We start from the raw sequence: 25,610 nt of genomic DNA, 5'->3' as shown, positions 1-25,610 counted from the left end.
TACCAGACTGACCACGCCCTAACGATGAGCAATGACCTGACTTCCGGCCGCCGGCGCTTCCTGCAGCGCGGGGCGGTGCTGGGCGCCGCCGCGGCCGGCGCCGCCACTGCGGCGCGCGCTGAGCCCCTGACGGTTGCGCCGTGGACGCGCACGCCGGGCGAGCCCGTGCTGTGGCATGCCTACGGCCAGCCGTCCCCGTTCGAGAAAGACGTGGTGCGGCGCAGCCGCAGCGCGGCGCCGCTTCCCGGCGCCAACTCGTCGATGACGCCGCTGCAGGACCTGCGCGGCATCATCACGCCGACCGGGCTGGTGTTCGAGCGCCATCACGCCGGCATCCCGCTGATCGACCCGGCGCAGCACCGGCTGGCGGTGCACGGGCTGGTGGCGCGCCCGCGCATCTTCACCATGGACGACCTGGTGCGCCTGCCGTCGGTATCGCGCATCCATTTCCTGGAGTGCTCGGGCAACACCGGACGCGAGTGGAAGGCGCCCGGTGCCAAGTCCGTGCAGATCAGCCACGGCCTGCTGTCTTGCTGTGAGTGGACCGGCGTGCCGTTGTCCGTGGTGCTCGATGAAGTCGGCGTGGCGCCGGATGCGGCCTGGGTGCTGGCCGAAGGCGCCGATGGCGCAGCCATGACGCGCAGCGTGCCGCTGGCCAAGGCGCTGGAAGATGCAATGCTGGTCTATGCGCAGAACGGCGAGATGCTGCGGCCCGAGCATGGCTATCCGCTGCGGCTGTTCCTGCCGGGCTATGAGGGCAACATGTCCATCAAGTGGCTGCGGCGCCTGAAGCTGGGGCGCGCGCCGTTCATGTCGCGCGAAGAGACGTCGAAGTACACGGACTCCTTGCCCGACGGCAGCGCGCGGCAGTTCACCTTCCTGATGGACGTGAAGTCCGTGATTACCTTCCCCGCGCCGGATCACAGACTGCGTGAGCGCGGGTTCTATGAGATCTCGGGCCTGGCGTGGTCGGGCCATGGGCGCATCCGCCGCGTCGAGGTGTCGGTCGACGGTGGCCGCAGCTGGCGCGAGGCGCAGTTGCAGGAGCCGGTGCTGGACCGCGCGCTGGTGCGCTTCCGCCTGCCGTGGCGCTGGGATGGCGGGCCAGCTTCGCTGGAGAGCCGCGCCATCGACGAAGCCGGCAACGTCCAGCCCACGCCGGACCAGCTGGTGGCCGCGCGCGGCGTGGCTTCCACCTATCACTACAACGCGATCCAGCGCTGGCGCGTGGCCGCGGACGGGAGTATTGCCAATGCGCGCGCTTGAACGAATCAGTGGCGCCGCCGCCGTGCTGGCGCTGGCTTGCGCGGCCCAAACGGTCCTTGCGCAGGCCTACGGCATAGGCCGCCCCGCCAGCGAGCTCGACCTTGCCGCGTGGAATATCGACGTGACCCCGGACGGCACGGGCCTGCCGCCGGGCAGCGGCACGGTCGCGCGTGGCCAGCAGGTCTATGCGCAGCACTGTGCCGCATGTCACGGCGTCAATGGCGAAGGCAAGCCGGCCGATGCGCTGGTGGGCGGGCAGGGCACGCTGAAGGACGCCGCCAGGGGCAAGGACCCGGTCAAGACCATCGGCAGCTTCTGGCCTTATGCGACCACGGTATTCGACTTCATCAACCGTGCCATGCCCTACAACGCGCCGCAGAGCCTGGCACCGGACGAGGTCTATGCCGTCACCGCGTGGCTGCTGCACAAGAACGGCATCCTGCCCGCGGATGCGGTGCTGGACGCGCGCACGCTGCCGCAGGTGAAGATGCCGAACCGCGATGGCTTTGTCGCCGACGCGCGCCCGGATACGGCCAACGTGCCGTGCCGCAGCGCTTGCCCCGGCAAGCCCTGATGGCTGGCAAATGTCGAGACATGGATATGCGATAAGCGGATAAGGGCCAGCAATATGATTCGTTGACGGTGCAATGGCCGGCTCTCTACAGTGCAAGCTTGTACGCGGCATCCCGGATGCCGCATCGGTTTCCCCCGTGCCAGAGCTTGCCATGACGACCGCAACCGCCCACGCTAGTGTTTCGCGCCAGCAGAGCGCGCCGCTTTCCACCGCATTGTCAGCAGACGCGGGCAACTTCGAGATCCGTCCGCTGGACGCGCCGCTGGGCGCGGAAGTGATCGGGCTCGACTTGTCGCAGCCGCTGTCCGACGCGGATGTTGTCCGCATCCATCGCGCCCACCTCGACTACCACGTGGTGGTGTTCCGCGACCAGCAGATCACGCCCGCGCAGCAGATCGATTTCAGCCGCCGCTTCGGGCCGTTGCAGATCCACGTGCTGCACCAGTTCCAGCTGCCGGGCCATGCGGAAGTGCTGGTGGTGTCCAACGTGGTCGAGAACGGCAAGCCGATCGGGCTCGGCGATGCCGGCCACTTCTGGCATTCGGACCTGTCGTACAAGGAAAAGCCCAGCCTCGGTTCGCTGCTGCATGCGCGCGAGCTGCCCGCCGAAGGCGGCGACACGCTGTTCGCCAACATGCATCTGGCCTGGGACACGCTGCCGTCGGCGCTGCAACGCGCCGTCGATGGCCTGCACGCCGAGCACACCTACCTGGCGCGCTATGCCGAGCTGCAGCAGCGCAGCCCGTGGCGGCCCGACCTGACGCCGGAGCAGATCGCGCAGGTCAGGCCGGTGCTGCAGCCGGTGGTGCGCACCCATCCGGAGACAGGGCGCAAGGCGCTCTTTGTCAGCGAGCACTTCACCACCCGCATCGTCGGCCTGCCCGAGCAGGAAAGCCGCGACCTGCTGGACCAGTTGTTCGCGCACAGCGTCAAGCCCGCCCACATCTACCGCCACCAGTGGCAGCCACATGACCTGGTGTTCTGGGACAACCGCTCGCTGCTGCATCTTGCCGCGGGCTGTCCGCCGGAACAGCGGCGCGTGATGTACCGCACCACCATCGAAGGCGACGTGCCGCGCTGAAGGCGGAAACGGTGTCGCAAGTCATCCCAGGGCGCTCGCAGCGGCGAGCGCCAATCCACTGTATTCCCCGGAGTTCTGTCATGTTTTCTCGTTTTTCCCGCAAGCTCGGCCTGCTGGCGCTGAGCGCCGGCCTGGCCATCACCGGCAACGCGCACGCCGAAGGCAAGCTGCGCATCGCCGAGCAGTTTGGCGTGGTCTACCTGCTGCTCAACGTGGCGCGCGACCAGCAGCTGATTGAAAAGCACGGCAAGCAGCAGGGTGTCGACATCAAGGTCGAATGGACGCAACTGTCGGGCGGCGCCGCGGTCAATGACGCGCTGCTGTCCGGTGCCATCGATATCGCCGGCGCCGGCGTGGGCCCGCTGCTGACGCTGTGGGACCGCACCCACGGCAAGCAGAACGTGCGGGGCGTGGCATCGCTGGGCAACTTCCCGTACTACCTGGTCAGCAACAACCCCAAGGTGAAGTCGATTGCCGACTTCACCGAGAAGGACCGCATCGCGCTGCCGGCGGTGGGCGTTTCGGTCCAGTCGCGCGTGCTGCAACTGGCTGCGGCCAGGCAATGGGGCGACAAGGAATACAACCGCCTCGACAAGTGGACCGTGGCGGTGCCGCACCCGGATGCCGCCGCGGCGATCATTTCCGGCGGCACCGAGATCACCGGCCACTTCGGCAATCCGCCGTTCCAGGAGCAGGAACTGGCGGGCAACCCCAACGCGCGTATCGTGCTGAATTCGTATGACGTGCTGGGCGGTCCGAGTTCTTCCACGGTGCTGTACGCGACCGAGAAGTTCCGCAGCGACAACCCCAAGACCTATCGCGCCTTCGTCGATGCGCTGGCCGAGGCCGCGGCCTTTGCCACCGCCAATCCGGAAGCGGCCGCCGACATCTACCTGCGGCAGAGCAAGGCCAAAACCGACCGCGCGCTGCTGCTGCGCGTGCTGAAGAATCCGCAGGTGCAGTTCCGCGTGGCGCCGCAGAACACCTTTGCGCTGGCCGCTTTCATGCACCGCGTTGGCGCGATCCGCAACCAGCCCAAGTCCTGGCAGGACTACTTCTTCCAGGACCCGGTCACCGCGCAGGGGAGCTGAGCATGGCCATCCATAACCTGCGCGTGGTGTCGGAGCGCGCCACGCCGTTGCTGCAGGTCGATGGCGTGTCGCTGGAATACCGGACGCCCGAGCGCATCGTGCGCGCCACCCATCGTGTCAGCTTCGACGTGCATGCCGGCGACCGCTTCGTGCTGCTGGGCCCGTCCGGCTGCGGCAAGTCCACGCTGCTGAAGGCGGTTGCCGGGTTCGTTCCGCCCAGCGAGGGCGAGATCCGGCTTGAAGGCCGGCGTGTGCTGCAGCCCGGCCCGGACCGCATCGTGGTGTTCCAGGAGTTCGACCAGCTGCCGCCGTGGCAGACGGTGGCGCAGAACGTGATGTTCCCGCTGCGGCAGGCGCGCAAGCTGTCGCGGGCGGAGGCGCGCGAGCTGGCGCTGGACAGCCTGCACAAGGTCGGGCTGGCCGGTTTTGCCGATGCCTATCCGCATACGCTGTCGGGCGGCATGAAGCAGCGCGTGGCGATCGCGCGCGCGCTGGCGATGCGCCCCAAGGTGCTGCTGATGGACGAGCCCTTTGCCGCGCTGGACGCGCTCACGCGCCGGCGCATGCAGGAAGAGCTGCTGGCGCTGTGGGACGACGCGGCCTTCACGCTGCTGTTTGTCACGCATTCGATCGAAGAGGCGCTGGTGGTGGGCAGCCGCATCCTGCTGCTGTCGCCGCACCCGGGCCGCGTGCGCGCGGAACTCAACAGCCACCAGTTCAGCCTGGCCAGCCAGGGCGGCGCCGAATTCCAGGCCGCCGCGCAACGCATCCATACCTTGCTGTTCGACGAACCCGCCGCCGAGGCCGCGCCGCGTGCGCGCAGCGCGGCGGGCCGCTGAACCGGGACATCGCATCATGACGCAACCGACACTGACATTGGCCGACACGCTTCGGCCCGAATACGAACGCGAGTCTGAACCCTTCACCGAAGCGCCGCTTGCGCGCGCGCTGCCGTGGCACCAGCGCCTGTGGCAACACGGCTGGCTGCGCAAGGCGGTGATCCTGCTGGCGCTGGGGCTGATCTGGGAGCTGGTGGCGCGCGTGCAGGACAACGACCTGCTGCTGCCGTCATGCCTGGCCACGATGCGCGCCTTCGGCGACGCGGTGGCCAGCGGCGAGCTGCCGGGCAAGGCGGCGATTTCGCTGTCGGTGCTGCTGCGCGGCTATGCGGCCGGGATCGTGCTGGCGTTCGTGCTGACCTCGCTGGCGGTGTCCACGCGCTTCGGGCGCGATGTGCTGGACACGCTCACCGCCATGTTCAATCCGCTGCCGGCGATCGCGCTGTTGCCGCTGGCGCTGCTGTGGTTCGGGCTGGGCACCAAAAGCTTGGTCTTCGTGCTGGTCCATTCGGTGCTGTGGCCGCTGGCGCTGAACATGTACGCGGGCTTCCGGGCGGTGCCGCCGACGCTGCGCATGGCGGGCCGCAACTACGGCCTGCGCGGGCTGCGCTATGTCGCGCTGGTGCTGGTGCCGGCGGCGCTGCCGGCGATCCTGTCGGGCCTGAAGATCGGCTGGGCCTTTGCGTGGCGCACGCTGATCGCGGCCGAGCTGGTGTTCGGCGCGTCGTCGGGGCAGGGCGGGCTGGGCTGGTTTATCTTCCAGAACCGCAATGAGCTCTACACCGACCGCGTTTTTGCAGGGCTGGCCGCGGTGATCCTGATCGGGCTGCTGGTGGAGGGACTGGTGTTCACCACGCTGGAACGGCTGACGGTGCGCCGCTGGGGCATGCAGCACTAGCCGCCCGCTTGCCCCGTGCCGGCATGGGGCGTAGGCTACGCCTCCGGTAGGCAACCGGAGCTCGCCCATGACCGCCATCCACCAGGCCGCCGCACAGGGATTCGCCAGCCAGGCCGATACCTACGCGCGCGGACGCCCCGAATATCCCGCTGAAATCGACGCCTGGCTGCGCGGCACGCTGGGCCTGCGCGCCGGCCGCACCGTGCTGGACCTGGGCGCTGGCACCGGCAAGTTCACGCGCCGGCTGGCGGAGACCGGCACGACGGTGATCGCAGTCGAACCGGTGGCGCAGATGCGCGCTCAGCTGGCCGTGGCGCTGCCGTCGGTACAGGCGCTGGAAGGCAGTGCCGAGGCCATTCCGCTGGCCGATGCCAGCGTCGATGCCGTGGTCTGCGCGCAGGCCTTCCACTGGTTTGCCAATGCGGGCGCGATGGCGGAAATCGGCCGCGTGCTGCGCCCTGGCGGCCGGCTCGGGTTGGTATGGAACGTGCGCGATGAAAGCGTGGACTGGGTGGCGCAGCTGACAGCCATCATGATGCCGTATGAAGGCGACGCGCCGCGTTTCTACAGGGGTGACTGGAAGCGGGTCTTTCCCGCCGAGGGCTTTGGGCCGCTGGCGCTGCAGTGCCAGCCCTACACGCATGTGGGGGCGCCGCAGCAGGTGATCGTGGACCGGGTGATGTCGGTGAGCTTCATTGCCGCGCTGCCGGCAGCGGAGCAGGCCCGCGTGCGCGCACGGCTGCAGGCGGTCATCGACGGGCATCCCGCGCTGGCGGGCCGTGCCGAGGTTGCCTTCCCTTATCGCACCGAGGCCTATTGCTGCGAACGGCTGGCCTGACGCTACATCGTCGCCTGCCGCACCCAGAATGCGGCGCCGTAGCGCGCAATGGCGCCGGGCTCGGCTTCCCGGGCCGCCGCGGCAGGCTGGCTGGCACGGATGCCCGCCTCGATCTGATCCCAGATGGCCAGCATGGCGACGACCTTGGGCAGTGCGGTCACGCCCGTGGATGTCGGCAGCCAGTCCGGGCTGCAAGTGCTGAACAGCGGCTTGCCGAGCGCGGCCTCGAGGCCGCGGATGTGGTAGTACAGCCTTTGCGGATGGATGCGCAGCGCTTGCGCGGCGCGGACGGCATCACGGTGCTGCATCACTGCGACATAGGCGCGCAACGACAGGAAGCTGACGCGCCGGTTGCTGGATGGGTAAGCCATGGCTGGGCCGTGGCGGGGCATGCTTGGCAGTTGACTGAAAGCACGGTGCCCGGCGAATCGAAAGGAAATCGATCGTAGCGGGACGCAGGCAGGCTGGAGGGTGCGGTTTTCCGAAATGATCCGGGGAAATTTCTGCAATGTGGGGTGGCGTGCGCCGGGCTCAGTGCATTGGCAAATGGCCGATCGCGGTCAGTGCCTGCACCACCTCGGGCGACAGGCGGCGTTCCCTGCATGGCACGCCCGCGGTCTCGAGCGTGGTCCACAGGTCTGCGTCGCCGGTGACGATACGCTGCCGCAGGTGGGCCAGGTATGTGTACTCCGCGGAAGTCAGCGGGCGCGGGGCACTACGCAGGTCATCCAGGATGGCGCCAAGCGAGAGAGCGGGAACGGTCATACCAGGGTCGGGAAAAGCACGGCGGTGAGACATTGCAGCGAGGGTACGGAAAGCAGCGCAGGGATTGCGCGAAGGTCAGCAACACATGATTTTATCCACCCCGTGCAGCGGCTGCTGAATCAAAAGCAGGTAACTTTCCCTCTAATTCCGCTTGCAAAGCCGGGAGTGGCGAGTACGCGCAAGCAATGTGGCGCATGCGGTAGCCGAGGGGGCGGCGAAGGCGCTTTGGCAGCGGCCCGGGCGGCGGCAGAGGCCGGCCGCGGTGTTGCAGAAAAACGCCAGCGCGCCGGGCGGATACGTGGACGCATGCGGCATCTGTTGCGCGAGCTCGCCGCACGTGTGCCGGGTCATTGACACGGAGCAGGGCGGATTGACAAGCCGGGGTGCGTTCTATACGTTGGCGCATCGTTCCGTCATCCGGTCCAGCCAGGATCGCCGCCGTCCGCCATGCCACGCAAAGCCGCACAGGTTTCAGAAGCCGACAAGCACGCCGCCGCGGGCGGCGCCATCGCCGTGGACCGGGCGCTGTTCGTGCTGTCGGTGTTCCGTCTCGGCGATACCGCGCTGGGGCTGGCCGAGCTGGCGCAACGCAGCGGCCTGTACAAGAGCACGCTGCTGCGCTTGCTGGCCTCGCTTGAGCACGCCGGGCTGGTGCGGCGCCAGTCCGACGGGCGCTATGGCCTGGGGCCCGAGGTGGCGCGGCTCAATGCCGTCTACGCCGCGTCGTTCTCATTGGAGGCGGTGGTGATGCCGGCGCTGCGCGAGCTGGTGCGCATCACGCGTGAAAGCGCGGCCTTCCATGTCGAGCAGGGCGAGCACCGGCTGTGCCTGTACCGCGTCGATTCGCCGCAGCCGGTGCGCGACCATGTCCGCGCCGGCGAACTGCTGCCGCGCGACCGGGGCGCCGGCGCGCGCGTGCTGCGCGCCTTTGCCGGCGAGTCCGGCACGCTCTACGAGCGCATCCGGCACGAGGGCGTGGCGGCACTGGTGGGCGACCGCAGCCCCGATCTTGCCGGGGTGTCGGCGCCGGTATTCGGTCCCGGTGATGTGCTGTGCGGCGCGCTGACGCTGACCTGCCCGGCCTCGCGCTACCGTGAAGACTTCCGCGTCGATGTGCTGCATGCGGCGCGCGCGCTGACCCAGGCGCTGGGCGGCACCTTTCCGGACAGCATTGCGGACAATGCCTCCGCGGGCTGAGCCGCCGGGCTTGCGTGTGCAGCCGGCCCGACCCGGCTTGTCGGGGGTGCCACGCGCCTGCATGCGCGGGCTATCATGCGGCTGGCATTGAAGACAACGCATGTCACATTTTGTGAAAACAAGTGCGAGAGATGCCTGCGTCGCGCCCCTGTGGCCTGATGCCCGCCGCTCGATATGACGGCGCGGCAGACGGCATCCTTGAGGAAATCCCCGTGCACCTGGACCAGCAGACCATTGCGGTGGTGATGATGGTGTTTTTTTGCAGCACGCTGATTATTGCGGCGGGGCTGGTGTTCGCGCTGCGCGCGAGCGAGGCGGGGCGGCTGTGGGCGTTCGGGCACGTACTGGTGTCGGCCGCGGGCCTGGCGCTGGCCATCAGCGCGGCCAGCGGCACCGGCCAGCTGGGCACGCTGGGAGCGTTGGCGTTCGTGGCTGGCTGGTTGCTGATCTACCGCGGCGTGCGGGTCTATTACGGCGTGCCGGCCCATCCCGCGGCGCTGGCCGCCGCGGGCGTGATCGGGCTTGGCCTGACCGCGGCCACCAGCGGCATGCCCGACGGGCAGCAGGTGGTGCTGCGCATCGTCTACGGCCTGCTGGCGCTGGTCTCGCTGGGCACCTTTGCCACGCTGGCGCGTGCCGGGCGCGGGCGCCGCAGCATCGGCGCGCCGCTGGTGCTGGTGGCCAGCCTGGTGCATCTGGCCACGCAGCTGGCCGGCTTCAGCCATGCCATGAACCTGCCCGTGGCGGGCGGTGCGGGCGCCGCGCCGCTGACGCTGTTCTTTGCCGGCCCGGTCGGCTCGGCCTGGCTGCTGGCGCCGCTGATGGCCACGCTGCTGGGCCTGTTCGGCTTCACCGTGATGGCGATGGAGCAGATCGTCGCGCACAACGAAAGCGGCGCGCGCGTGGATGCCCTGACCGGGCTGCTCAACCGCGGGGCGCTGGAGATGTCGGCACTGTCGCTGGTGGCGCGCTGGCAGCGCGACGGGCAGGCGCTGTCCTGCCTGGTGATCGACATCGATTATTTCAAGCAGGTCAACGATACCTTCGGCCATCACGCTGGCGACGCCGTGCTGCGCGAAGTCGCGCATGCGCTGGACAACTCGCGCCGCGCCTCGGACGTGGCCGGGCGCTACGGTGGCGAAGAGTTCTGCATCCTGTGCCCGCATACCGACGAGCAGCAGGCCTCGGCGCTGGCCAACCGTATCCTGCGCAAGGTGCGCGCGATTGAACTGCCCGCCGGGCGCGGCCATGCCAGCGTCAGCATTGGCGTGGCGCAGCTGCGCGGCGGCCCGGGCAGCAAGGAAGCGCTGTGGCGCCTGTTGTTTGCCGATGCCGACCGCGCCCTCTACCACGCCAAGGAACATGGGCGCGACCGCTATGTGCTGGCCTCGTCCATGGCGGCGCCGGCGGCCGCGAGCGCATCGCCCGCGCCGCTGCTGGAGCCAGAGCCCGACCTGGCCGGCTGACCCGGTTATGCCTGCCGGCCAGGCTCCGGCACGTCGCGCTGCGGCGTACCGTCATAGGTCCACAGGAACTGGCGCGGCATCGGGCCCTTGTTGCGCCCGCCCTCGCAGGTCTGCTCCCAGGCATGCGCCAGGATGCCGACCGAGCGCGACAGGCAGAACAGCCCCCGCGCCAGCGGTGCGGCAAAGCCCAGCTCGGCATAGATCACCGCGGTGGCGCCATCGATATTCATCGGGATGGGCTTGCCGCGGCCGGCACCCAGCGCCGCCTCGACCGCGCGCGCGATCCCCGCGTAGCGCCCGCTGACCACGCCATCGGCCGCGGCCTGGTCGACCAGCGCCAGCAGCCGTGGCGCACGCGGGTCGACCGGGTGGAAACGGTGGCCAAAGCCGGCAATGAACTTGCCGTGCAGGTCGCGGTAGTGCCGCAGCGCGGCGGTGACGGCGTCGTCCATGGCGCCGCCCGCATCCAGCCGCTGCGCCACGTCCTGGTACAGCGCCACCGCCTGTTCGCCGGCGCCGCCATGCACGTCGCCCAGCACGTTGACGGCGGAAGCCATGGCGTTGTTCAGCCCCACGCCGCAGGTGGCCGCCATGCGCGCGATGGCAATGCTGGGCGCCTGCGGGCCGTGGTCGACCGCGGCCATCAGCGCCGCGTCCAGCAGCTCGCCCTCCCCGGGGCCGGGCAACTCGCCGCGCAGCATCAGCCAGATCATCTGCGCAAACGAGACCCGGCCGATCAGTTGTTCGATCGGGTAGCCGCGGTAGCGGATCTCGCCCGGGCGCATGTCGATGATGCCGGTGCGCCACCAGTCCTGCGACAGGCGCTGGCCCGGGTCCATGGCGTCATCCCGGGGCTGGCCGCTGGTTTCGATGCCGCTCATATCGCGCGCTCCTCGCTCAGTTGGTCGATGTCCGCATCGCTGTAGCCCAGGCTGGCCAGCACCTGCCGCGTATGCTGGCCCAGCTCCGGCGGCGGCGTGTCCACGGCCGGGGCCTCGCGGTTGAGCTTGAAGCCGGTGCGCACCACGCGGATATCGCGGCCCACGCCGGGCGCATCGGCAAATTCGCCGATCATGCCGCGCTCGCGCACCTGCGGATGCGCCAGCGTCTGTGGCACGTCCAGCACCGGGCCGGCGGGCACGCCGGCCTCGGTCAGCAGCGGCCACCATTCGGTGGCCGGCTTCTTCGCCAGCTCTGCTTCCAGCGCCTGTGTCAGTTCGCCCCGGTTGGCCAGCCGCGCCTGGCGCTGCGCGAAGCGCGGATCGGCGGCCAGCTCGGGGCGGCCCAGCACGCGGCACACGGCTTCAAACTGTTCCTGCTTGTTGGCGGCGATATTGAGCAGCCCGTCCGCGGTGCGGAAAGTGCCGGAAGGGCTGGCGGTCATGTTCTCGTTGCCCATCGGCGCCGGCACCTTGCCGGCGATCAGGTGGTTGGATACCACCCAGCCCATGGTGGCCAGCGTGGCTTCCAGCATCGATACGTCGACGAAATAGCCTTCGGTGCGCTGGTGGTCCGCCAGCGCCGCCGATACCGCCAGCGCCGCGGTCAGCCCGCCGATGGTGTCCGAGACCGGATAGCCGACCCGCAACGGTGCGCTCTGCGCATCGCCGGTAATGCTCATCACGCCGGCCATGCCCTGGATGATCTGGTCATAGGCCGGCAGCCCGGCCAGCGGCCCGTCCTGGCCAAAGCCCGAGATCGCGCAGTAGATCAGGCGCGGGTTGTCCTGCTTCAGGGTCTCGTAGCCCAGCCCGAGCCGGTCCATCACGCCGGGGCGGAAGTTCTCCACCAGCACGTCGGCGCTTTGCACCAGCTTGCGGAACACCTCCTTGCCGCGCGCGTGCTTCAGGTTGAGCGTGACCGACTGCTTGCCTGGGTTCTGGGCCAGGAACGACACGCCCATCAGGCGCTGGTTCAGCTCGGCATCGGCGCCCAGCTGCCGGGCCAGGTCGCCGGTGCCGGGGGTTTCCACCTTGATGACTTCGGCGCCCAGGTGGGCAAGCTGGTGGCAGCAGAACGGCCCGGCCAGCACATTGGTCAGGTCGAGCACGCGGATATGGCGCAGTGGCTTTTTCATGTTCTGTACAACAGAATGACGATCTTTAACAGAGAACATGCGGAGGATAGGAGCCGCGTTTGGGCGTGTCAAGCCGGGCGCCTGGCCGGCACCTGCCATACAATGGCGCCCCGTCCGCGCGGCCCGCTGGCGCGCGGGCTTTTTTAGTGGTGTCTTGCAGGAAACGGAATCAATGATGTCAAACGCATGCGGCCTGGACTTCGGCACGTCCAACTCAACGGTCGGCTGGAGCCATCCGGCGCGGCCGGCGGCGCTGCTGCCGCTGGAGGACGGCAAGGTGACGTTGCCCTCGGTGATCTTCTTCCACGCGGAGGATCCGCTGGTCAGCTATGGCCGCGCCGCGCTGGGCGATTACCTGGCCGGCTATGAAGGCCGGCTGATGCGTTCGCTCAAGAGCCTGCTGGGCACCTCGATGATGGACGACAGCACCGAGGTGATGGGCCAGGCGATGCCGTTCCGCAAGCTGCTGGCGCACTTCATCCGCGAGCTGAAGACGCGTGCCGAGCAGGCCGCCGGCGCGGAATTCTCGCGTGCGGTGCTGGGCCGCCCGGTGTTCTTCATCGACGAGAACCCGGCCGCCGACCAGATCGCCGAAGACACCCTGGCCGAGATCGCGCGCGACGCGGGTTTCGGCGAGATCGCGTTCCAGTACGAGCCGATCGCCGCGGCCTTCGACTATGAGGCCCGGATCACGCGTGAGGAACTGGTGCTGGTGGCCGACATCGGCGGCGGCACCTCGGACTTCTCGCTGGTGCGCCTGTCGCCCGAGCGCGCCGCGCGCAGCGACCGGCGCGACGACATCCTGGCCAATGGCGGCGTGCATATCGGCGGCACTGATTTCGACCGCGCGCTCAGCCTGGCGCGCGCAATGCCGCTGCTGGGCCTGGGCAGCGCGCTGCGCAACGGCAAGGCGATGCCGTCCAGCCAGTATTTCGACCTGGCCAGCTGGCACACCATCAATCTGGTCTATACGCGCAAGGCGTGGTCGATGGTGATGGACAACTACCGCGACGCGGCCGATACGGTGAAGCTCGACCGCCTGGTGCGGCTGATCCGCGAGCGCGCCGGGCACTGGCTGGCGATCCAGGTGGAAGCCGCCAAGATCGCCTTGTCCGACGCCGGCAGCACCGACGTGGACCTGCACCGGCTGGAGCAGTGGCTGACGCTGACCATCACGCGCGACGAGTTCGATGCGTCGATCGACAAGCTGGTGGTGAAGACCGAGCAGACCGTGCAGAAGCTGCTGGTGGATGCTAGCGTCGATGGCGCCGCGGTCGATACCATCTTTTTCACCGGCGGCTCCAGCAGCGTGCCGCTGCTGCGGCAGCGGCTGGCGGCGCTGTTGCCGCAAGCGCGTTGCGTGGAAGGGGACCGGTTCGGCAGCATCGGCAGCGGGCTGGCGCTGGATGCGGTGAGGAAGTTTGGGTGAGGGGCAGGCTGGCGTCTGAGCAGCCCAGCGGCCAGCTCAGACGTCAGCCGGCCTGCGTCCGCATATCGCGCAAGCCGTATTCATCCCCCAGCGCCAGCCGTGCCGCCCGCAGCGCGCCGCGCGCGGCCGCCGCATCGCCCGCCAGCCGCATCAGCGCCGGCAGTTCCCACGGCGCGCGCAAGAGCCCGCCCAGCACCGCGCCGACATCCGTCTTGCCGTCTTCACCCATGCCTGCCGCCGCGGCAGCCGGAACCGCGCGGCTGGCCGGGTCGATCACCACGCGGCAGGCCGCGAACGGCAGCCGGCAAGCCGCCGCCATGCGCGCGGCGAGGTGCGATTCCATGTCGACGCAGAGCGCCCCCGTGGCCCGGTGCAGCATCTGCTTGGCGGCAACCGAAAGCACCGGCTGGTCCGCGCCGGCAAGTATCCCGACCCTGGCATGCGGCAGCGCCGCGTGCATCGCCCGGGTCCAGGTCATGTCGGTGTCGTAGCGTTCGCCGGCCGCGCATACCGAGTCCGCCAGCACGAGGGCGCCCGGCGCCAGCGCGGGATCCAGCCCGCCCGCCACGCCAAAGCTGAGGATGCCCATGCAGTGCCGGCTTGCCATCGCGGAAACGCCTTGTTCCAGTGCAAGTCCGCGCAGGCCGTGCACCACGCGGCAATGCGGACCGGCGGCGGTGCGCGCCTCGAACGCCATGCCGGTGACGACCAGCACGAACGGTGCCGTCACAGCCCCCACGGCACCTGGTGCGCGCCGCCGCGCTGCAGGTTGCGGTAGCGCGCCAGCGCCCACAGCGGGAAGTAGCGTGCATAGCCGTGATAGCGCAGGTAGAACACGCGCGGAAAGCCCACGGCGGTGAAGCGCGGCTCATGCCACAGGCCGCCGGATTGCTGCGTGCGCAGCAGGTAGTCGATGCCGCGCGCCACCGCGGCATGCTGCGCGGCGCCGGCTGCCATCAGCGCCAGCAGCGCCCACGCGGTCTGCGAGGCCACGCTCGGCGCGGGCTCGTAGCCGCGGTAGTCGAGCCGGTAGCTGCTGCCGTCCTCGCCCCAGCCGCCGTCGGCGTTCTGGATCTGCTCGAGCCACGCCACGGCGCGGCGCATCTCGGGGGCTTCCGGTGCCAGGCCCGTTGCGTTCAGCGCGCACAGCGCGCTCCAGGTGCCATAGATATAGTTGGTGCCCCAGCGGCCAAACCAGCTGCCGTCGGGCATCTGCTCGGCCAGCAGGTAGCGCAGGGCGCGCGCGGCGGGTTCGCTCTTGCCCGGCGTGGCGCCGATCTGGCACAGCATCGACAGGCAGCGCGCGGATACGTCCGCGGTGGGCGGGTCCAGCAGCGCGCCATGGTCGGCAAAGGGGATGTTGTTCAGGTAGAGATGCGTGTTCTCGGGCTCGAACGCGCCCCAGCCGCCGTCGCCGCCCTGCATGCCGACGATCCACTCGGCGGCGCGCGCCACGGCTTCGTCATAGCGGCCCGGCACATCGTGCGCGCGCATGTAGCGGTTCATCGCGGCGGCCACCACGGCGGTGTCGTCCACGTCCGGGTAATAGGCATTGGCGTACTGGAAGGCCCAGCCGCCGGGGCGCACCAGGGGGCGGCGCACGGCCCAGTCGCCGCGCACGTCCAGCACTTGCAGCGGCCTGAGCCAGTCCAGGCCGCGCCCGGCCGCGGCCGTCGCGCGTGCCTCGCCGGTTTCCAGCAGCGCGTGCGCGGCCAGCGCGGTATCCCACACCGGCGACAGGCAGGGCTGGCAATAGGCTTCGTCGCCGTGCTCGACCAGCAGCCGCTCGACGGATTGCCGCGCCAGCGCGCGTGCCGGATCGTCGGGCGGCACGCCCAGCACGTCGAACATCATCACGCTGTTGGCCATTGCCGGGAAGATGGCGCCCAGGCCGTCCTCGCCGTTGAGCCGCTCGCGCACGAAGGCCTGCGCCGCGGCAATGGCGCGCCGGCGCAGCGTGCGCGGGACGAGCGGCTCGGCCACGCGCAGCAGCGCGTCCAGGCCGCGGAACACCGTGTACCAGCCGGCGTGCTGGTGCGCCGCGCGCGGCGGCAGCCCCACCGTATGGCAGTTGCCGACGAACAGCTCATTGATGCCGACCCCGCGCGGGTTGCGCGCCTGCGGGCGCAGGCTGTTCAGCACCAGCAGCGGCACGATCACCGTGCGCGCCCAGTACGAGACCTTGGACAGGTGGAACGGAAACCACTGCGGCAGCAGCATGATCTCGACCGGCATCATCGGCACCGCCAACCATGGCATCACGCCGTACAGGGCCAGCAGCGTGCGCGTGAATACATTGCTGGCCTCGGCGCCGCCCAGCGCGTGGACGGCCCGGCGCGCGCGCTGCATATGCGCGGCCTGGGGGTCGTCGCCGGCCATCTTCAGCGCGAAATAGGCCTTTACGCTGGCGCTGACGTCGGAGCGGCCTTCATGGAACAGCGGCCAGCCGCCATCGGGATTCTGGATGCGGCGCAGGTAGCGGGCCAGGCGGGCTTCAAGCTCCAGGTCCGGGGCTTCGCCGAGGTAGTGCACCATCAGCACGTATTCGGCGGGAATGGTGGCGTCGGCTTCCAGTTCGTAGACCCAGTGGCCGTCGGGGCGCTGCTGGTGCAGCAGCGCGTCGATCGCGCGGCCGATGCCCTGGTCCAATGCCTGCGCGGCGTCGCGCGGCGCGGGGCTGTCCCCCGCGCTGGCCGGCGCAATCCGTGGCACTGCCGTGGCAAAGGCGGTCTCGTTCATCGACATGCAGACTCCTTGTGCCGGCGCACGGCGCGGCCGCGCCCGGCATGCATCGGGGGCAGCGCTCAGCCAATGGCGTGGCGCAGCAAGATCCAGAGCAATTGGGCGCGCGGCAGGCGCACGCGCTGGCGCGGCGCGCGCCAGCCCTGCGTGCGCAGCCGCGCCAGGATGCGGTGGTAGACCTCGGCCATGATGCGCGGCGAGCGCACCTGCCGCGACGGGCAGCGCGCCATGATGGCGTAGGCCTGGTCGTAGTGCGCCTGGGCCTCGCGCGCCACGGCCGCGCAGGCCTGGCCGACGGCGGGGTGGGCCACCACGGCCTGGGGCGTGTCCGCGCCGATGCCGGCCGCGGCCAGCGCTTCCGCCGGCAGGTAGAGCCGGCCGATGGCAGCGTCTTCGTCGATATCGCGCAGGATATTGGTCAGCTGCAGTGCGCGGCCCAGGTGGTGCGCGAGCGCGATGCCGCACGCTTCTTCCAGGCCGAACACGCGCACCGCCAGCCGGCCGACAGCGCTGGCGACGCGATCGCAATACAGGTCGAGGGTGGCCGCGTCGGGGGCGCGGATGTCCTGCACCACGTCCATGGTCATGCCGTCGATCACGGCGAGGAAATCCTGCTGCTGCAGGTCGAAGGCGCGGATCTGCGCGCTCAGCGGCTGCAGGGCGCGAGGCGGATTGCCGGTGTAGCAGGCGGCGATGTCGTGGCGCCAGGCATCGAGTGCGGCAAGGCGCTCGGCGCGCGGTGCGTTGCCGTCGGCGATGTCGTCGACCGCGCGGCAGAACGCATAGATCTCGAACATGGCCTGGCGCTGCGCTGGCGGCAGGATGCGCAGCGCGGCATGGAAGGAACTGCCGGCCGAGGCCGCCGGGCCCGCCTGGCTGCCATGGTCGGCGGCGACAGGGGTGTCTTGCGTTGCGATTTGAGTACCGGCCACGTAACTCCTCGACACGCTGCATACCGTCCCGCACTGATCGCGCAGCATCCGTGCGCGCCCACTGGCGGGAGGGCGGTTGTGGGTCGGCAGATTATAGCAATTTCACTCGTCGCAAGACTGCCGCAGCGGCGGCCCCGGTGCCGGCGCGCCAATAAAAAAAGCCCCGCGCCGAAGCTGCGGGGCTTTCCTTCCGGCCGGTCCGCTGGACCGGCCCGGAATCCACCGGTATCAGAGGGCCTGAATCTTGGTGGCTTGCTCGCCCTTCTGGCCCATGGCCTTGACGTAGCGTACCTTCTGGCCTTCCTTCAACGACTTGAAGCCATTGCCTTCGATTGCGGAGAAGTGCGCGAACAGATCGTTGCCGCCTTCATCCGGCGTGATGAAGCCGAAGCCCTTGGCGTCGTTGAACCACTTAACGGTACCGGTTTCCATATCTATCTCAACCTTGAATTTCAAAATGAGCGAAAACGCTCGTTATACACCGTGTGCAACGCACCCAGCGGATCCTTTTTATGTTCCCCGCCAGCGCATTCCATATGACTTCGATATGTCGCTGTCGTGACAACCGAAAACGTCACGGAACGACAACACCAAAAGACACACCGCATGGGCGCTGCACAAGTGGGAATCATTCTGCCGAATTTTCCCGGCGTGTCAATCAGGCTAAGCGCCTAATCATGATGAGAGGTTCCGATAGGAGATATTAGCGTTTTCTACTTCAGCTTCAGTTCAGTGAATTCCCTGATTTTTTTATCGCGGGTTTGGTTGTGCGTGCACCGCCAGCGAGCGCGATGCCACACCGCCGTGCATAATGGCGGTCGTCCGGTGCATGGGCGTGCCATCTTTTTTACAAATTCTTACGGCACCCAATCCCTACCGCGTTCGGGGGAAGCCGGCGCGGCCCGGATATATCATTATGCTGACAATAAAGGCCAGGCCGGTGGCCGCGCTCGCGTCGTGCACAGACATACATGAGCGCGCCCACTGTATGCGGGCCCATACATAAAAGCTCGGAACGGGGAATCCATCATGGCGTTTCAAACCTAGCTGTCCGGAATTTCGGTTGCGGACAGCCCCACCACCCGTCGCGCACGGGACCTGGACTGTTTTCGTTGTTTGCATTTGAGCCGAGCCGAGCCGAGCCGCGCCCGCCGTACCGCAAGCGCGGCTGACGTGCGCCCGCAGCACGGTGGCGCGCGTTAACGCGCGAGCCGGCTCAATGTCTCAGTGTTGGGACAATTGTTGACAATGTGATCCATGCGTCTGTCCTAGCATTCGTTTCCGGATACCATCAGATTTTTCCGATTCTGAGATCCACAGTCGGACACAAGGCGGCAGCGACCGCCTCAGGGAATGTCGTGCGTGAGGCACTTGCCGGCGTGCGCAGACAAGAGGAAGTAAGCCTGTGAAGCAGCTGGAGGAAGCACAAGGGAACCGGGGCGGCCGCATGCCGTTCCGATCGGGGTGGGTAGGGATGCGCATGGCGCAGCGGGTGCAAGGCATCGCGCTGGCGCTGGCCCTCGGGGCGGCGACGGCTGCGGCCGCGCCGGCGCCCGCGGCGCAGGCGCCATCCATGCCGTCGATCGCCTTGCACTACGGCGCCAAGCCGCCGGTTGACGCTCTGCAAGCCTTCGACATCGCCGTGGTCGAGCCCGACAGCGGCTTCGACCCGCGCCAGGCGGCGACGCCGGCCACGGCCTGGTTTGCCTATGTCAGCGTGGGCGAGGTGCTGGAGAGCCGCGCCTACTTCAAGGACATCCCCAAGGCCTGGTTCGTCGGGCGCAATGACGCCTGGAACGCGCCGGTCATCGACCAGGCAGCCGACGGCTGGCCCGCCTTCTATGTCGACAAGGTGATCGCGCCGCTGTGGCAGCGCGGCTTCCGTGGCTTTTTCCTCGATACCCTCGATTCCTACCAGCTTGCCGCCAGGACCGACGCCGAGCGCGCACGGCAGGAAGCGGGGCTGGTGCGCGTGATCCGCGCGATCAAGGCGCGCTACCCCGAGGCGCGCCTGGTCTTCAACCGCGGCTTCGAGATCCTGCCGCAGGTGCATGACCTGGCCTATGCCGTTGCCTTCGAGTCGCTGTTCCGCGGCTGGAACCAGGCCCAGGGCCGCTATGTCGACGTTGCGCAGGCTGACCGCGACTGGCTGCTGGCGCAGGCGCGCACCATCCGCGAGCAATACCGCCTGCCGGTGATCTCGATCGATTATTGTCCGCCGGCGGACCGCCGCTGCGCACGCGAAACCGCGCAGCGCATCCGCGCGCTGGGGATCACGCCCTATGTGGCCGATCCCGGGCTGCAGACGGTCGGCATCGGCAAGGTCGAGGTGCTGCCCCGGCGCGTGCTGGTAGTGCAGGAGCGCCGCCCCGGGGTGTCGATCGATGATTCCGAGGGTGTGCGCTTTGTCTCGATGCCGCTCAACTACCTTGGCTATCGCGTGGATTTCGCCGAGACCAGCGAGGACCTGCCCGAGATCGGGCCGGACCGCTACGCCGGCGTGGTGGTGTACCTGTCAGGCAATGTCACGGCGCAGCCGGGACGCTTCCATGCCTGGGTGCAGGCGCGCATGGCGCAGGGCATGCCGGTGGTGTTCCTCAACGACTTCGGCACCAGCGTGAGCGGCACGGTGGCGCGCAGCTTCGGGCTGAAGGCAGTCAAGGGCCGCGTGTCGGGCCCGGTCGAGGTGCTGGCCAAGGACCGGATGATGGGCTTCGAGATGCCGGTGGCCCCCGACCGCACCCAGGCCGAAGCGATCCAGGTGCCGGACGGCGCCGGCTACCGTTCGCTGCTGCGCCTGCGTTCGGGCACGCTGACCTATGACGCCGCCGCGATCACGCCGTGGGGCGGCTATGTGCTGGGGCCGTATGCGGTGCGCCAGAGCGGCAACGGCAACGGCCAGAGCCGCTGGGTGGTGCAGCCGCTGGACTTCCTGCGCGCGGCGCTGCGCCTGCCCGCCATGCCCGTGCCCGATGTCACCACCGAGAACGGCCGGCGCCTGCTGACCATCCATATCGACGGCGACGGCTTTGCCTCGCGCGCCGAGATTCCCGGCGGCGGCTTCTCCGGCGAGGTGCTGTTCCGCGAGATCTTCGACCGCTACCGGCTGCCGATGACGATGTCGGTGATCCAGGGCGAAGTCAGCAAGGACGGCATGTACCCCAGGCTCAGCGCCGAGCTTGAGCCGATCGCGCGCAAGATCTTCGCGCAGCCCTATGTCGAGGTGGCCAGCCATACCTTCTCGCATCCGTTCGAGTGGTCGCGCACCGTGCCGGCCCAGCCAGGGCAGCCAACGCAATCCAGCGGCGCCGCGGTGGTCGAGGGCGACGAGGCCTTCCACCTGAGCATCCCCGGCTACAGCATGGACCTGAACCGCGAGATCGGCGGCTCCATCGACTACATCAACCGCACGCTGGCGCCGGCCGGCAAGCCGGTCAGCATGCTGCTGTGGTCGGGCGACTGCCAGCCGCCGGCCGAGGCGCTGCGGCTCACCGAGAAGGCGCGCGTGCTCAACATGAACGGCGGCGATACGCTGATCACGCGCAGCAACCCGAGCTGGATCGCGATCGCGCCGCTAGGCATCAACAAGCCCGGCGGCACCTTCCAGGTGTTTGCGCCCAACCAGAACGAGAACGTCTACACCAACCTCTGGCACGGCCCGTTCTACGGCTTCGAGCGCGTGATCGAGACCTACGAGCTGACCGACAAGCCTTATCGCTTCAAGCCGGTCAATATCTACTACCACAGCTATTCGGGCACCAAGGCCGCGTCGCTGAAGGCGCTGCGCAAGGTCTATGACTATGTGCTGGCGCAGCCGCTGCTGCCGCTGCACTCCACCGACTACGTGCGCAAGGTGCTCGACTGGCAGGACATGGCCGTGGCGCGGGATGTGGGCGACGGCCAGCCGGGCGGCACCGGTGCTGAATGGATCGTGCGCGGCGACGGCAACCTGCGCAACCTGCGCTGGAGCGGCGCGGGCATGCCCGACGTGGGCGCGGCGCACGGCGTGACCGGCACCTCGCCGGCACCGGGCGGCGGCGTCTACCTGCACCTGGATGGCGGCGATGCGCGCTTCGCCGTGCGCGACACAGTCACCGCCCCGGCCGCGCCGCAGCTGGCCGAAGCCAACGGCATCGTACGCGAATGGTCGCAGCGCGATGGCGTCACGCGCTTCGCCTTCAGCGGCTACTTCAAGCCATTCTTCCGTCTTGCCAACGCCGGCAACTGCCGTGTGAGCGTCGATGGCAAGCCCGTACAGGCCGTCCGCGAGCGCAACACGCTGCGCGTGGATACCGCACCCGTCACCGATCCGAACCATGCCAGGCAACAAGTCGAAGTCCGCTGCGCCGGTTGAGCGCGAGCGGCTGCTGCCGCCGGCGCTGGTGCTGACTTTCACTGCGATGGTGGGGATCGGCCTGGCGCTGATGTTCCCGCGCGAGACTCTGCGCGAGCGCCTGCTGGGCCAGGGCCGCACCATCGACGGGCTGACCATGGCCTACCTGGAAGCCTGGTGGAAGGTCACGCCCGACGACCCCGGTTTCATGGGCGTGCTGGCCGAACAATACGCGCGCACCGGCCGGCTGGAAGAGGCGCAGGCCATGCTGGCGCGCATGCAGGCGGTGCAGGGCACCGACCTGTCGGGCCAGATCCTGCGCACGCGCATCGAGATCGCGCAGCAGCGCGCCTGGGCCGCGCTGCCGGATACGCCTGAGCGCGAACAGAACCTGGTGCAGCTGCGCAGCCTGCTGGACCAGGCTGCCGGGCGCAGCTGGGGGCTGGCCGACCTGCAAACGCTGGCCACGCAGTCGCGCCAGGCCGGCGCCCAGGACGCGATGCGCAAGTTCTATGCGGCGCTGGCCAGCCAGGACCGCAACAACGCGGCCTTCTGGAACCGCCAGCTGGCCGACATGGCGATCGCGGGCGGCGACTATCGCAACGCCGCCAACGCCTTGTTCGCGCAGCAGGCGGCCGCCACCACGCTGGCCGAGCGGCGCGCGCTGTTCCTGAAGGCGGTGCAGACGCTGCAGTCAGGCAACCTGCTGGACGAAGCGCTGGCGCAGGCCGAGCGCCACGGCGGCAAGCTGCTGGACGATCCGGAGGTGCTGCGCTACCTGACGAAGCTGGCGCTGGCGGCCAACAAGCCGGAGCAGGCCAGCCGCTATGTCGAGCGGCTGCTGAAGGTTTCGGCGCGCACGCGCGATGCCGGCCCGGCGGCGCTGGCCGCACGCCAGGCCGAGGCGCGGCGTATCGCCGCCAGCCAGCCGTGGGCCGAGCGCGGCCTGGTCTTCCTCGACGGGCCGCGCGGCCTGGCCTTGCGTGAAGCGCTGGCCGCCTCCGGCCAGCTGGGTACGCGCAAGATTGCGGCGCAAGCTGCTGCGCCCGCGCAGGCGCCGGCGGAGCCAGCCGACAAGCCGTTCAACGCCGACGACTACGAACTCGCCTATCGCGTGTTCCTGTCAGCCGGCAAGCTCGACCAGGCGCAGCGCGTGGCCGAGACCGCGGTGCGCCGGCTGCCGGGCGAGGCGATCTGGCGCGAACGGCTGGCGCAGGTGGCCGAATGGAACCGCCAGCCGGCCGTGGCCCTGAAGAGCTGGCTCGACTATGCCCGCGCCACCAACGACGAGCGCGCGTGGGATGCAGTGATGCGGCTCGCCCCGGGCCTGTCCGACGATCGCGCCTACCTGGCCGCGCTGCGCCACCGCGCGGGCGGCTCGGACCTGAAGACCGTGGACGAGGTGGTGGCTGCCTACGAACGCCTGGGCGAGCCGGAAGAGGCCATGCGCTTCCTCGAAGGCCTGAGCCACGGCCCCAGGGCTCGCGACATCATGGAACGCCACGCCGCGCTGGCCGAGCGCGCCGGCAAGGACGAGCGCGCGTTCCAGATCTATACGCAGATGCAGCAGCGCTTCGGCCCGCGCCCCGCCTATGCGCTGAAGCTCGCCAACCTGCTCTATGTGCGCGGCAAGCTGGCGCAGGCGCTGGACGCCATGCTGCCGGCGCGTGCCACGGCCGGGAAGGATGACATCCTCTACTGGCGCACCTTTACCGAGCTGGCGCGGCTGAACCAGCGCGACGACCTGCTCAAGGACGGCTATCGCCAGCTGATGCTGGCGGCGGCGCAGACGCAGGACGAGCACTGCATGGAGAGGCCGGCGGGCCCGGCGCGCAACGACTGCCTGGACGAGGTCCGCGACACGCAGGAGGCGGATTTCTCCAACCTGATCGCCTACTACGACAAGACCCCGATCGACGCCGGGCGCATCGCCGAGGCCGACTGGCGCCGCGGCGGCAAGCCGGAATCGCTGGAACTGGCGCTGTACTACTACACGCGTGCCCACGCCTACCGGCGTATCGGGCGCCTGTTGCAGGACATGACGCCCGAGCAGCGCCAGGCGGCAGCGCAGTCGAGCCGCTTCCTGATGCGGCGCGCGGAGTACTACCGCGTGACCGGCCAGCGCGACCACGCCCTGGCCGACCTGCGCCGCGCCGCGGGCCTGCGCGATGCCGACAGCGAAACGCTGGCGGCGCTGCTGTGGACGCTGGTCGACCAGGGCAGCGATACCGAAGTGCGCGCGGTGATGCGCCGCGTCAAGGACGACGCGGAAGACAACCCCGACCTGTGGGGCGCCTTCGCCGCGGGCCATATGCGTTTCCAGGACGGGCGCGCGGCCATGCACTACCTGCGCAAGCTCAACGACGGCAAGAGCGCCGATCCGCTCTGGCTCAGCCTGATGGCCGATGCTTATGAAGCCATCGGCCAGACCGACATGGCCTGGCGCGTGCGCCGCCAGGCCTGGATCGACCTGCACCATGGCTGGTCCCAGGGCGGGGTGCGCTATGCCCGGCTGCGGCCCGACAACACCGACGGCGACGAAGAGTACGAGAACGAGTCCGGCGCGCCTTCGCGCGCGGACCTGCGCCGCCAGACCGTGGCGCTGGGGCAGATCTTTGCCTCGGGCGATGTCTCGCGCGCGCTGGTGATCCAGATGCTGCGCGCGGACCGCGCTTCCACGGCGGCGCGCGAACTGGTGCCGCCGATGGCGGGCGCGCCGTCGCAGCTGGGCGAGGTGGCCGGGCTGCCGCCGCTTCATGAGGCGGCAACCGCGCCCGCGTCCGCGGAGGTCGCGCGCAATGCGGCCCGCCGCGATGCCGCGCTGTCCGCTGCCGGGCGCGATGCCGCGCTGGCATGGGCGATGTCCGCGGAATCCAACGAACTGGCGCGAAGCTGGCTGGCCCGCCAGTACGTCAACCGGCTGCAGCGACCGGCCTATGCCGAGGTGGCGATCGCGCTGGACCGGCAGGACATGAACAGCCTTGACCGTATCCTGGAGCGCCAGGCCGGCCGCGTGCCGGTGGCCAACCAGATCGAGGCCAACCAGCAACTGAACCGCATCAGCGCCGCGCAGACGCTGGCCTTCGAAACCCAGGAGCGGGCCCGTTCCGATGACACGCTGCAGGACTCCTTGCAGGAGACGCTGCTCTACAACGCCCAGGCGATCGAGCCGCGCGTGAGCTTCATGCACCAGAAGCCGCTGGAATATACCGAAGGCAGCCTCGCGGGTGGCGTGCGCCTGTGGGACGGGTATGACCTGAACCTGCGCGGCACCTGGCGCGACCAGCGCAGCACCGATCCGCAGCAGCTGGTGAACGTGCCGTCGTCCGACCGGCGCGCCGACCTGTCGCTGGGTTATCGCGACAACAGCAAGCGCTGGCGTGCCACGGCAGGCTACCGCGAGGGGCTGGACACAATGGCGACCGCGCGCTTCTTCGGCGAGTGGAACCAGCAGGGCCGGCTGCAGTTCAGCACGCTGGCCGGGCTGAACCAGCCGGCCGACGAATCGGCGCCGCTGCGCGTGGGCGGGGCCAAGGACGTCGTGGGGCTGGGCGCAACCTGGCGCTTCAGCCTGCGCGAGTTCGTCGGCGCGCGCATCGAGTACAGCAGCTTCCGCGGGCAGGACCGCAGCGCGCTCGGGCATGGCATGGTCTATGACGTCGAGGCCGGCTACAGGATCCGCACCTCGTATCCGGACTACACCGTGCGCGTGGTCGGCACGCATGCCAACTACAGTGCCAACGGCGGCGGCCTGACGCCGCGCATGGCGTCGCTGGTGCCGGTCGGCGACGAAGCCACGCCGGCGTTCTACATGCCGCAGGGCTTCACGCAGGCCGGCGTGCTGTTCGGCTTCGGCACTGAGCTGCTGGACGAATACACACGCAAGTGGCGGCCGTTCGGTGAAGTGGGGCTGCTGCGCGACACGCGCGCACGGCAGAACTTCCGCGTGCAGGGCGGGGTGGCCGGATCGGTATTCGGCAACGACCACCTGGCGCTGTATATCTCGCATGAGACCGCGGCGCGCAACGGTGGCAGGCCGCTGACGGAACTGGGAATGCGCTATCGCTGGCTGTACTGAGCCG

At 69.2% G+C, this 25,610-nt stretch carries 20 protein-coding genes; 12 read left to right on the top strand and 8 right to left on the bottom strand.

The annotated features are described in order from the left end of the window. Positions 1–24: 24 nt before the first annotated feature. The 7 genes from soxC (at position 25) to I6H87_RS29930 (ending at position 6,587) form a co-directional block, all read left to right on the top strand. Positions 25–1,266 (top strand): sulfite dehydrogenase, encoded by a 1,242-nt coding sequence (soxC, locus tag I6H87_RS29960; RefSeq protein ID WP_011617724.1) that lies wholly within the window; start codon positions 25–27, stop codon positions 1,264–1,266. Next, positions 1,253–1,840, top strand: a complete 588-nt coding sequence (locus I6H87_RS29955) for a c-type cytochrome (RefSeq protein WP_011617723.1) — start codon at positions 1,253–1,255, stop codon at positions 1,838–1,840. The genes soxC and I6H87_RS29955 overlap by 14 nt, the downstream gene beginning before the upstream one ends. Positions 1,841–1,991: 151 nt before the next feature. Beyond that, positions 1,992–2,921 (top strand): TauD/TfdA dioxygenase family protein, encoded by a 930-nt coding sequence (locus I6H87_RS29950; RefSeq protein WP_010810916.1) that lies wholly within the window; start codon positions 1,992–1,994, stop codon positions 2,919–2,921. Between the two features lie 80 nt (positions 2,922–3,001). Beyond that, positions 3,002–4,012 (top strand): ABC transporter substrate-binding protein, encoded by a 1,011-nt coding sequence (locus tag I6H87_RS29945; RefSeq protein WP_010810917.1) that lies wholly within the window; start codon positions 3,002–3,004, stop codon positions 4,010–4,012. Positions 4,013–4,014: 2 nt separating this feature from the next. After that, positions 4,015–4,851, top strand: coding sequence for an ABC transporter ATP-binding protein (locus tag I6H87_RS29940; protein ID WP_010810918.1), 837 nt, complete (start codon positions 4,015–4,017; stop codon positions 4,849–4,851). A gap of 16 nt (positions 4,852–4,867) precedes the next feature. Beyond that, a complete protein-coding gene (locus I6H87_RS29935) occupies positions 4,868–5,749 on the top strand; it encodes an ABC transporter permease (RefSeq protein WP_011617722.1) in 882 nt (293 codons plus the stop codon). Between the two features lie 67 nt (positions 5,750–5,816). Further along, positions 5,817–6,587, top strand: a complete 771-nt coding sequence (locus tag I6H87_RS29930; RefSeq protein ID WP_011617721.1) for a class I SAM-dependent methyltransferase — start codon at positions 5,817–5,819, stop codon at positions 6,585–6,587. 2 nt (positions 6,588–6,589) lie between these two features. Here the strand turns inward: I6H87_RS29930 and I6H87_RS29925 are convergent, their stop codons facing one another. Together I6H87_RS29925 and I6H87_RS29920 are read right to left on the bottom strand one after the other, a co-directional pair. After that, on the bottom strand, positions 6,590–6,958 hold the full coding sequence (locus I6H87_RS29925; protein WP_010810921.1) for a helix-turn-helix domain-containing protein: 369 nt from the start codon (positions 6,956–6,958) through the stop codon (positions 6,590–6,592). A gap of 160 nt (positions 6,959–7,118) precedes the next feature. Next, positions 7,119–7,352 carry a hypothetical protein gene (locus I6H87_RS29920; protein WP_010810922.1) on the bottom strand — a complete coding sequence of 78 codons (234 nt, stop codon included), beginning with the start codon at positions 7,350–7,352 and terminating at the stop codon, positions 7,119–7,121. 447 nt (positions 7,353–7,799) lie between these two features. On the opposite strand from I6H87_RS29920, the gene I6H87_RS29915 reads away from it, so the two are divergent. Both I6H87_RS29915 and I6H87_RS29910 read left to right on the top strand, forming a co-directional pair. Next, the gene (locus I6H87_RS29915; RefSeq protein WP_011617719.1) at positions 7,800–8,549 is read left to right on the top strand and encodes an IclR family transcriptional regulator; all 750 of its coding nucleotides are present in this window, start codon (positions 7,800–7,802) and stop codon (positions 8,547–8,549) included. 212 nt (positions 8,550–8,761) lie between these two features. Further along, a complete protein-coding gene (locus I6H87_RS29910) occupies positions 8,762–10,015 on the top strand; it encodes a GGDEF domain-containing protein (RefSeq protein WP_011617718.1) in 1,254 nt (417 codons plus the stop codon). Positions 10,016–10,020: 5 nt separating this feature from the next. Here I6H87_RS29910 and I6H87_RS29905 read toward each other — a convergent pair whose 3' ends face one another. Together I6H87_RS29905 and I6H87_RS29900 are read right to left on the bottom strand one after the other, a co-directional pair. Next, a complete protein-coding gene (locus I6H87_RS29905) occupies positions 10,021–10,896 on the bottom strand; it encodes a citryl-CoA lyase (RefSeq protein WP_011617717.1) in 876 nt (291 codons plus the stop codon). Beyond that, on the bottom strand, positions 10,893–12,092 hold the full coding sequence (locus tag I6H87_RS29900; RefSeq protein WP_010810926.1) for a CaiB/BaiF CoA transferase family protein: 1,200 nt from the start codon (positions 12,090–12,092) through the stop codon (positions 10,893–10,895). The genes I6H87_RS29905 and I6H87_RS29900 overlap by 4 nt, the downstream gene beginning before the upstream one ends. 172 nt (positions 12,093–12,264) lie before the next feature. On the opposite strand from I6H87_RS29900, the gene I6H87_RS29895 reads away from it, so the two are divergent. Further along, positions 12,265–13,521 carry an Hsp70 family protein gene (locus I6H87_RS29895; protein ID WP_011617715.1) on the top strand — a complete coding sequence of 419 codons (1,257 nt, stop codon included), beginning with the start codon at positions 12,265–12,267 and terminating at the stop codon, positions 13,519–13,521. Between the two features lie 43 nt (positions 13,522–13,564). Here the strand turns inward: I6H87_RS29895 and I6H87_RS29890 are convergent, their stop codons facing one another. From I6H87_RS29890 to I6H87_RS29875, 4 genes are all read right to left on the bottom strand, one after another. Then, positions 13,565–14,251: a phosphorylase gene (locus I6H87_RS29890; protein WP_011617714.1), complete on the bottom strand. Its 687-nt coding sequence runs from the start codon at positions 14,249–14,251 to the stop codon at positions 13,565–13,567. Next, a complete protein-coding gene (gene shc / locus I6H87_RS29885) occupies positions 14,248–16,266 on the bottom strand; it encodes a squalene--hopene cyclase (RefSeq protein WP_011617713.1) in 2,019 nt (672 codons plus the stop codon). Before shc ends, I6H87_RS29890 begins: the two co-directional genes overlap by 4 nt. Positions 16,267–16,325: 59 nt before the next feature. Continuing rightward, a complete protein-coding gene (gene hpnD / locus I6H87_RS29880) occupies positions 16,326–17,195 on the bottom strand; it encodes a presqualene diphosphate synthase HpnD (RefSeq protein ID WP_041688204.1) in 870 nt (289 codons plus the stop codon). A gap of 228 nt (positions 17,196–17,423) precedes the next feature. After that, positions 17,424–17,627 carry a cold-shock protein gene (locus I6H87_RS29875; RefSeq protein WP_010810931.1) on the bottom strand — a complete coding sequence of 68 codons (204 nt, stop codon included), beginning with the start codon at positions 17,625–17,627 and terminating at the stop codon, positions 17,424–17,426. Between the two features lie 1,015 nt (positions 17,628–18,642). On the opposite strand from I6H87_RS29875, the gene I6H87_RS29870 reads away from it, so the two are divergent. Together I6H87_RS29870 and I6H87_RS29865 are read left to right on the top strand one after the other, a co-directional pair. After that, positions 18,643–21,549 (top strand): bifunctional glycoside hydrolase/polysaccharide deacetylase family protein, encoded by a 2,907-nt coding sequence (locus I6H87_RS29870; protein WP_011617711.1) that lies wholly within the window; start codon positions 18,643–18,645, stop codon positions 21,547–21,549. Then, positions 21,512–25,606 (top strand): tetratricopeptide repeat protein, encoded by a 4,095-nt coding sequence (locus tag I6H87_RS29865; RefSeq protein ID WP_011617710.1) that lies wholly within the window; start codon positions 21,512–21,514, stop codon positions 25,604–25,606. The genes I6H87_RS29870 and I6H87_RS29865 overlap by 38 nt, the downstream gene beginning before the upstream one ends. Positions 25,607–25,610 lie beyond the last annotated feature (4 nt).

The sequence above is a fragment of the Cupriavidus necator genome (assembly GCF_016127575.1).
In the GTDB taxonomy this organism is placed as follows: domain Bacteria; phylum Pseudomonadota; class Gammaproteobacteria; order Burkholderiales; family Burkholderiaceae; genus Cupriavidus; species Cupriavidus necator_D.
Note: the sequence above shows the minus strand (reverse complement) of the source record. Positions and strands in the feature narration are given on the sequence as shown.

What these genes read in the sequence shown, in the direction of transcription:
- soxC (WP_011617724.1), top strand. Translation starts at nt 25, where the DNA reads ATGAGCAATGACCTGACTTCCGGCCGCCGGCGCTTCCTGCAGCGCGGG.
- I6H87_RS29955 (WP_011617723.1), top strand. Translation starts at nt 1,253, where the DNA reads ATGCGCGCGCTTGAACGAATCAGTGGCGCCGCCGCCGTGCTGGCGCTG.
- I6H87_RS29950 (WP_010810916.1), top strand. Translation starts at nt 1,992, where the DNA reads ATGACGACCGCAACCGCCCACGCTAGTGTTTCGCGCCAGCAGAGCGCG.
- I6H87_RS29945 (WP_010810917.1), top strand. Translation starts at nt 3,002, where the DNA reads ATGTTTTCTCGTTTTTCCCGCAAGCTCGGCCTGCTGGCGCTGAGCGCC.
- I6H87_RS29940 (WP_010810918.1), top strand. Translation starts at nt 4,015, where the DNA reads ATGGCCATCCATAACCTGCGCGTGGTGTCGGAGCGCGCCACGCCGTTG.
- I6H87_RS29935 (WP_011617722.1), top strand. Translation starts at nt 4,868, where the DNA reads ATGACGCAACCGACACTGACATTGGCCGACACGCTTCGGCCCGAATAC.
- I6H87_RS29930 (WP_011617721.1), top strand. Translation starts at nt 5,817, where the DNA reads ATGACCGCCATCCACCAGGCCGCCGCACAGGGATTCGCCAGCCAGGCC.
- I6H87_RS29925 (WP_010810921.1), bottom strand. Translation starts at nt 6,958, where the DNA reads ATGGCTTACCCATCCAGCAACCGGCGCGTCAGCTTCCTGTCGTTGCGC.
- I6H87_RS29920 (WP_010810922.1), bottom strand. Translation starts at nt 7,352, where the DNA reads ATGACCGTTCCCGCTCTCTCGCTTGGCGCCATCCTGGATGACCTGCGT.
- I6H87_RS29915 (WP_011617719.1), top strand. Translation starts at nt 7,800, where the DNA reads ATGCCACGCAAAGCCGCACAGGTTTCAGAAGCCGACAAGCACGCCGCC.
- I6H87_RS29905 (WP_011617717.1), bottom strand. Translation starts at nt 10,896, where the DNA reads ATGAGCGGCATCGAAACCAGCGGCCAGCCCCGGGATGACGCCATGGAC.
- I6H87_RS29900 (WP_010810926.1), bottom strand. Translation starts at nt 12,092, where the DNA reads ATGAAAAAGCCACTGCGCCATATCCGCGTGCTCGACCTGACCAATGTG.
- I6H87_RS29895 (WP_011617715.1), top strand. Translation starts at nt 12,265, where the DNA reads ATGATGTCAAACGCATGCGGCCTGGACTTCGGCACGTCCAACTCAACG.
- shc (WP_011617713.1), bottom strand. Translation starts at nt 16,266, where the DNA reads ATGTCGATGAACGAGACCGCCTTTGCCACGGCAGTGCCACGGATTGCG.
- I6H87_RS29875 (WP_010810931.1), bottom strand. Translation starts at nt 17,627, where the DNA reads ATGGAAACCGGTACCGTTAAGTGGTTCAACGACGCCAAGGGCTTCGGC.
- I6H87_RS29870 (WP_011617711.1), top strand. Translation starts at nt 18,643, where the DNA reads ATGCCGTTCCGATCGGGGTGGGTAGGGATGCGCATGGCGCAGCGGGTG.
- I6H87_RS29865 (WP_011617710.1), top strand. Translation starts at nt 21,512, where the DNA reads ATGCCAGGCAACAAGTCGAAGTCCGCTGCGCCGGTTGAGCGCGAGCGG.